The organism is Phenylobacterium sp. (assembly GCF_031412415.1).
Lineage (GTDB): Bacteria > Pseudomonadota > Alphaproteobacteria > Caulobacterales > Caulobacteraceae > Phenylobacterium.
The window spans coordinates 1-6,407 of sequence record NZ_JANOCX010000091.1 but is presented as its reverse complement, the minus strand read 5'-3'; the positions used below and the strand labels follow the sequence as shown (position 1 = coordinate 6,407).

The 6,407-nt window shown below is 68.4% G+C and carries 7 protein-coding genes; all 7 read left to right on the top strand.

Features of this window, described 5'->3' with window-relative positions:
- On the top strand, positions 1 to 687 hold a 687-nt coding region (locus RMO04_RS04840), incomplete at its 5' end, for an L-threonylcarbamoyladenylate synthase (protein ID WP_309643663.1).
- Positions 688 to 710: 23 nt separating this feature from the next.
- Positions 711 to 2,120: an FAD-binding oxidoreductase gene (locus tag RMO04_RS04835; protein ID WP_309643662.1), complete on the top strand. Its 1,410-nt coding sequence runs from the start codon at positions 711 to 713 to the stop codon at positions 2,118 to 2,120.
- 7 nt (positions 2,121 to 2,127) lie between these two features.
- The gene (gene yaaA, locus RMO04_RS04830; RefSeq protein WP_309643661.1) at positions 2,128 to 2,928 is read left to right on the top strand and encodes a peroxide stress protein YaaA; all 801 of its coding nucleotides are present in this window, start codon (positions 2,128 to 2,130) and stop codon (positions 2,926 to 2,928) included.
- Positions 2,929 to 2,932: 4 nt separating this feature from the next.
- Entirely contained in the window at positions 2,933 to 3,730 is a 798-nt protein-coding gene (locus RMO04_RS04825) for a 3-hydroxybutyrate dehydrogenase (protein WP_309643660.1), read from the top strand.
- A gap of 8 nt (positions 3,731 to 3,738) precedes the next feature.
- The gene (locus RMO04_RS04820; protein WP_309643659.1) at positions 3,739 to 4,815 is read left to right on the top strand and encodes an AraC family transcriptional regulator; all 1,077 of its coding nucleotides are present in this window, start codon (positions 3,739 to 3,741) and stop codon (positions 4,813 to 4,815) included.
- Between the two features lie 102 nt (positions 4,816 to 4,917).
- Entirely contained in the window at positions 4,918 to 5,709 is a 792-nt protein-coding gene (locus RMO04_RS04815; protein WP_309643664.1) for a sterol desaturase family protein, read from the top strand.
- Positions 5,710 to 5,780: 71 nt separating this feature from the next.
- A partial coding sequence (locus tag RMO04_RS04810) for an SDR family oxidoreductase (RefSeq protein ID WP_309643658.1) occupies positions 5,781 to 6,407 on the top strand: 627 nt, incomplete at its 3' end.

Sequence of the window (6,407 nt, the reverse complement as noted above, 5' to 3'; positions counted from 1 at the left end):
CTGGCGGCCGCCTTCTGGCCGGGGCCGCTCACCCTGGTCCTGCCGATCGCCTCCGACACCGTCGTCTGCGACCTGGCCCGCGCCGGCCTGGACACCGTGGCCCTTAGGGTCCCGTCCCATCCCCTGGCGCGCGCGTTGCTGAGCGCGTTCGGCGGCCCCGTGGTCGCGCCGTCGGCCAACCGCTCGGGCCGGCCCAGCCCGACCACCTTCGCCGACGCCATGGAGGAGACTGGGGACAAGGCCGCCGCCGCCCTGGACGGCGGGCCGTGCGCGGTCGGCCTGGAGTCCACCGTCGTCGCCCTGCTGGACGCGCCGCGCCTGCTGCGGCCGGGCTCGGTGACCCGGGCCGAGATCGAAGCCCTGATAGGGCCGCTGGCCGAGGCGGAGGCCGACGCCAAACGCTCGCCGGGCCGTTTGGCGCGGCACTATTCGCCCAAAGCGCCTGTGCGGCTGGAGGTCTCCCAGCCCCAGCCTGGGGAGGCCTATCTGGCGTTCGGACCCGGCGAGCATCGCTGGAATCTCAGCCCGACCAGTGACCTGCGCGAGGCGGCCGCGCGGCTATTCGCCTATTTGCGTGAGGCCGACCGCACCGAGCCCGCAGCCATCGCCGTGGCGCCCATTCCCCACGAGGGCCTGGGCGAGGCGATCAACGACCGTCTCAAGCGCGCGGCGGGCTTTGTCGGCTAGGGGCGAGGCGCTAGGCTAGCGGCATGACCGTATCCGTCCCCGCCGATGTTCTCTCGCGCCTGAAGGCCGTGCTGGGCGAGGGCGGCTGGAGCCAGGACCCCGATCGCCTGGCGCCCAAGCTGGTGGAATGGCGTGACCGCTGGGTCGGCCAGACGCCGTTCCTGGCCTTGCCGAAGACCACGGCCGACGTCGCCGCCGTGGTCGGGATCTGTTTCGAGTCCGGGGTTCCGATCACGCCGCAGGGCGGCAACACCGGGCTGGTCGGCGGCCAGATCCCGCTGGGCGAGATCCTGCTCTCCACCGAGCGGCTGAACACCATCCGCGATATCGACGCCTTCGATGACGTGATCGTGGCCGAGGCCGGGGTGACCTTGGCGGCGGTCCACGAGGCGGCGCTGGCGAAGGGCCGGCGCTTCCCCCTGGACCTGGCGTCGGAAGGCACGGCGACCATCGGCGGGGTGGTCTCCACGAACGCCGGCGGCACGGCGGTCCTACGCTATGGCAACACCCGCGAACTGGTCCTGGGCCTCGAGGCGGTCCTGCCCAACGGCGAGGTCTGGAACGGGCTGAAACGCCTGCGCAAGGACAACACCGGCTACGACCTGAAGCAGATCTTGATCGGCGCGGAGGGCACCCTGGGCGTGGTCACCGCCGCCAGTTTGAAGCTGTTCCCGGTGCTGGTATCGCGCGCAACGGCCATCGCCGCCGTGGACACGCCGCAGGCCGCCCTGGACCTGCTGGTGCGCGCCAAGGACACGGCTGGGACCGGGGTTGAGGCCTTCGAGCTGATGGGCCGGCGGGGGGTCGAGTTCGTGCTGAAGAACATCGCCGACCAGCGCGACCCGCTGACGGAGGTCCATCCCTGGTACGTGCTGGTCGAGATCGCCTCGGGGGAGCCGGGCGCGGCCGAGGCGGCGCTGGAACGTCTTCTGTCGAAGGGCCTCGACGACGGCCTGGTCCGCGACGCGGTGGTGGCCCAGACCAAGGCCCAGGCCAGGGCGCTGTGGTCGATCCGCGAGAACCAGTCGCCGGGCCAGAAGCCCGAGGGCGCCACCTGGAAGCACGACGTCTCGGTGCCCGTCAGTCGCGTCGCCGACTTCCTGGACCAGGCGACGGCGGCGATGGAGGCCTTCGTTCCGGGCTGCCGCGTGACCGCCTTCGGCCACATGGGCGACGGCAATATCCACTACGATATCATCCGACCCGACGGGGGCGACGACGCGGCGCATTCGGCCAAGCGTGGCGAGGGATCGCGGATCGTACACGACATCGTGGCCTCCATGGGCGGCTCGATCTCGGCCGAACACGGCCTGGGCTCCATGAAGACCGAGGAGGCCCGGCGTTACAAAAGTCCGGTCGAGGTTGCGGCGCTCTCGGCCATAAGGCTAAGCCTGGACCCGAAGCGGATCATGAATCCGCGCGTCCTGTTCTGAGCCCCGCATGCTGATCGCCATCTCCCCCGCCAAGGCGCTGGACTTCACCGCGCCCCCGGCCGCGGCGCCTGTGACCACGCCTGAGATGGCGGCCGACATCGCTGAGTTGGCCGTGACCGCCAAGAAGCTGCGGGTGATCGACCTGAAACGGATGATGGACCTGTCGGACAACCTGGCGAAGTTGAACCGCGAGCGTTTCCAGGCCTTCGATCCCGCCATGGAAGAGGGGCTGCAAGCCGCCTTCGCCTTCAACGGCGATGTCTATTCGGGACTGAAGGCGCGCGAGCTGGACAAGAAGGGCCTCGCCTACGCCCAGAAGCACGTCCGGATCCTGTCGGGCCTCTACGGCGTGTTGCGGCCCATGGACGCTATCCAGCCCTACCGCCTGGAGATGGGCGTCTCGCTGAAGACCAAGCGCGGCAAGACCCTTTACGCTTTTTGGGGCGACAAGATCGCCAAGGCGCTGAACGAGGCGGGCGCTGGCCAGAAGGATCCGACCCTGGTGAACTGCGCCAGCCTGGAATACTTCGGCGCCGTCGACCTCAAGGCGCTGAAGCTCCCGCTGGTGACCGCCAAATTCTTCGAGGAGAAGGACGGCGAAGCCAAGATCATCTCGTTCTACGCCAAGAAGGCGCGAGGCCTGATGGCCCGCTACGCCATCGACCATCGCATCGAGACGGCGACTGATCTCAAGGCCTTCGATTCCGAGGGCTACAAGTTCCAGAAGAGCGCCTCGAGCGACACCGAGTGGGTGTTCTCACGGCCCCAACCGCCGCTGGTCTCCGAGCTGCGCAAGAAGAAGGACTGACGCCATGGCCGTCGACTATGGGCTGCAAGGCCATGTGGCCGTCATCACCGGCTCCACCAGCGGGATTGGCCAGGCGCTCGCCGCCGCCCTGGCCGAGCAGGGGGTGAACGTCATCCTCAACGGCTTCGGCGATCCGGCCCAGATCGAGGCCGATCGCGCCGCCCTGCAATCGCGGACCAACGCGGCCATCCGCTACCATGGCGCCGACATGACCAAGCCGGCGGAGATCACCGACCTGATCGACTACGCGGTGCGCGAGTTCGGACGCCTCGACATCCTGGTCAACAACGCCGGCATCCAGCACGTGGCGCCGGTCGACGAGTTCCCGCCCGAGAAGTGGGACGCCCTGATCGCGGTCATCCTGTCGTCCACCTTCCACGCCAGCCGCGCGGCCATCCCGATCATGAAGGCTCAGGGGCGCGGGCGGATCGTCAACATCGCCTCGGCCCACGGCCTGGTCGCCTCGGCCTTCAAGGCGCCCTATGTGGCGGCCAAGTTCGGCGTGGTGGGCTTCACCAAGGGTCTGGGAGTCGAGCTGGCGCGGACCGGGATCACCGCCAACGCCATTTGCCCCGGCTATGTGAAGACCCCGCTGATCGAGAAGCAGATCGGCGACCAGGCCATCGCCCGTGGCATCCCCGAGGAGCGGGTGATGGAAGACGTCATCCTGGCCGCGCAGCCCAACAAGACCTTCGTCCAGTACGAGCACCTGGCCGGGATGCTGCTGTACCTGGTCTCCGACATGGGCGCCTCGGCTACCGGCGCCGCGCTGTCCATCGATGGCGGCTGGACGGCGACCTAAGGCCTCCGATGGTCGACGCCCTCGTCCTGGACGGCTTGGCGCGCGGAACGGCGATCGGCGGCTTCGCGGTCATCGGCGCGGCGCTGGCGTTCTCGAACCAAAGGTCGCCGGCCCGGTGGGTCGGCGCTGCCTTCTTCATCACCGCCATCTGCCACGTCCTGGCCAATTGCCAGATCCTGCAAGGCCGGTTGGGGCCTGTCGAACACGCGATCTGGCTGATGTCGGTGGCGGGTTCGGGCATGTTCTGGACCTTCGCGGTCACCTTGTTCGGCGACGACGCCCGTCTGCCGCCGTGGCGGCTGATCCCGCCGGTGATCACCCTCATCGTCGGAGCGATCGCCAGGGCGTCGCGAGGCGAGGCGCGGGACGCCCTCTTCGTCGCCTACAACCTTTTCGTCATCCTGCTTTTGCTGCACGCCGCTTTCCTGATCTGGCGTGGCTGGCGCGGCGACCTGGTCGAGCCGCGGCGGCGGTTGCGGGCTCCGCTGATGGGCGCGGCCGCGGGCTATGTGCTTCTGACCGCTATAGGAGACCTGAGCGCAAGCCTCGGGGAGGCCCTGCCAAGCCTGCCTGTGTTTCAGGCCTGCGTGCTGGCGTTCCTGGCGATCTCCGGGGCGCTGGCCTTCCTGCGGCTCGATCCCGTGCTGCTGGGCGTCGAGGCCGGTCCGGTCGCGGGCCGCGCGGCGCGCGACGCCTCGTCCCTCGACGGCGCCGACCCGGCCGCGCTCGCGCGGCTCAAACGCGCCATGGAGGAAGACCAGGTCTGGCGGCGCGAGGACCTTACCGTCGGCGCCCTGGCCGAGCATCTGTCGCTGCCCGAACATCGCTTGCGCCGTTTGATCAACGGGACCCTGGGACACCGCAACTTCGCCGCCTTCGTCAATGCTCGTCGTATCGACGGCGCCAAGGCGGCGCTGGGCGACCCCGACCAAGCGCGCAAGCCGGTCTCGTCCATCGCCTACGACCTGGGCTTCGGATCGCTCGGGCCGTTCAACCGGGCGTTCAAGGCCGCGACTGGCATGACCCCCACCGCCTGGCGGCAGAATGGAGCCTCGCCGATTCCCGATCCTCTCGGCGAAACCTGAAATCGCTGGCCGTTTTCGCAATCGGCGAGACGGCGGATCATCGCACCCCCAATCTTCCGGTATCGAAAGCGTCAGAGGACTTGCGTCGTGAGCGAACTCGATATGCCCCCCGTTCTGCGCGTCTGGCTTGGCGCCATGCAGGCGGACGTGACCCGCTACGTGATCTTCGCGGTGGGCGTCTGGCTGATCCTCTGGGTGCTTCTGGCGCCGGTGCTGAAGGCCCGAAAGATCCGCGAGGACACACCGCCGACCCGCCAGCTCCTCACCGAGTTCGGATGCTCGGTCCGCTCCATCGCCATCTTCTCCACCGTCGGGCTCCTGACCTTCGGCTTGCAGCGCGCCGGCCTGCTGCCCGGGCCCAAGATCGCCCAGGCGTGGGGGCCGATCTGGTTCTGGGTCAGCCTCGGCCTAATGATCCTGGCCCATGACGCCTGGTTCTATTGGACCCATCGGATGATCCACGACCGGCGGCTGTTCCGCGTCTTCCATCGCCGCCATCACCGGTCGAACAACCCCTCGCCCTTCACCGCCTACAGCTTCGACCTGGGCGAGGCGGCCATCAACGCCCTGTTCGTGCCGGTGTGGATGTTGTTGGTCCCCACCCAATGGCCCGTCGTGGGCCTGTTCATGCTGCATCAGATCGTGCGCAACACCATCGGCCACTCGGGCTATGAGTTGTTCCCGGCGACCCGCGACGGCCGCCCCCTCCTGCCCTGGCTGACCACCGTCACCCACCACGATCTGCATCACGCCCAGGCTGGCCGGAACTACGGCCTCTACTTCACCCACTGGGACCGCTGGATGGGCACCGAGCATCCCGAGTATGCGGCCAGGTTCGCCCAGGCTGTCCGCCGCCCGATCTTTCGACGTCCCGAAGCCGTAACCGCCGACTAGGCCATGGGCGCGCCGCGATGGGCGCGCTAGGGTCACAGGGCGGCCGGCGCGGCCGTCCTGCGAGGCGCATCATGTTCAATTCAAAATCCAAGCCTGTCGTCCTGATCACCGGGACCTCCTCAGGGGTCGGTCTCCACACGGCGCTTCGTTTCGCCCAGGCCGGTTACACGACCATCGCCACCATGCGCGACACGGGCAAGCAGGACGACCTGCTGGCCCAGGCCAAGGCGTTGAAGGTCAAGGTCAGGGTCGAGAAGCTGGATGTCCAGAAGCCGAAGTCCGTCGAGGCCTGCGTCAAGAAGGTGATCCGCAAGTATGGCCACATCGACGTCCTGGTGAACAACGCCGGCGCCGGCTTCCTGGGCGGTATCGAACAGACCACGGACGCAGACCTTGAGCGGGTGATGGGCGTGAACTTCTACGGCGTCTGGCGGATGACAAAGGCGGTCTATCCCCACATGCGCGAGCGCGGTCAGGGCCGGATCATCTCGGTGACCAGCGTCGGCGGCCTGATCGGCCAGCCGTTCAACGACGCCTACTGCGCCGCCAAGTTCGCCGTCGAAGGAATGATGGAGGCGATGGCGCCGCTCGCCCGTCGCCTGGGCGTCCAGGTCAGCCTGATCGAACCAGGTCCCATCAACACCGAGTTCGTGGCCAGCGTCCGGGCCACCAGCGACCTGGCCGGATTCCAGCCGCCC

Bases quoted from the DNA above. Each gene is read 5' to 3' on its own strand.
- RMO04_RS04835 (WP_309643662.1), top strand. From the start codon at position 711: ATGACCGTATCCGTCCCCGCCGATGTTCTCTCGCGCCTGAAGGCCGTG.
- yaaA (WP_309643661.1), top strand. From the start codon at position 2,128: ATGCTGATCGCCATCTCCCCCGCCAAGGCGCTGGACTTCACCGCGCCC.
- RMO04_RS04825 (WP_309643660.1), top strand. From the start codon at position 2,933: ATGGCCGTCGACTATGGGCTGCAAGGCCATGTGGCCGTCATCACCGGC.
- RMO04_RS04820 (WP_309643659.1), top strand. From the start codon at position 3,739: ATGGTCGACGCCCTCGTCCTGGACGGCTTGGCGCGCGGAACGGCGATC.
- RMO04_RS04815 (WP_309643664.1), top strand. From the start codon at position 4,918: ATGCCCCCCGTTCTGCGCGTCTGGCTTGGCGCCATGCAGGCGGACGTG.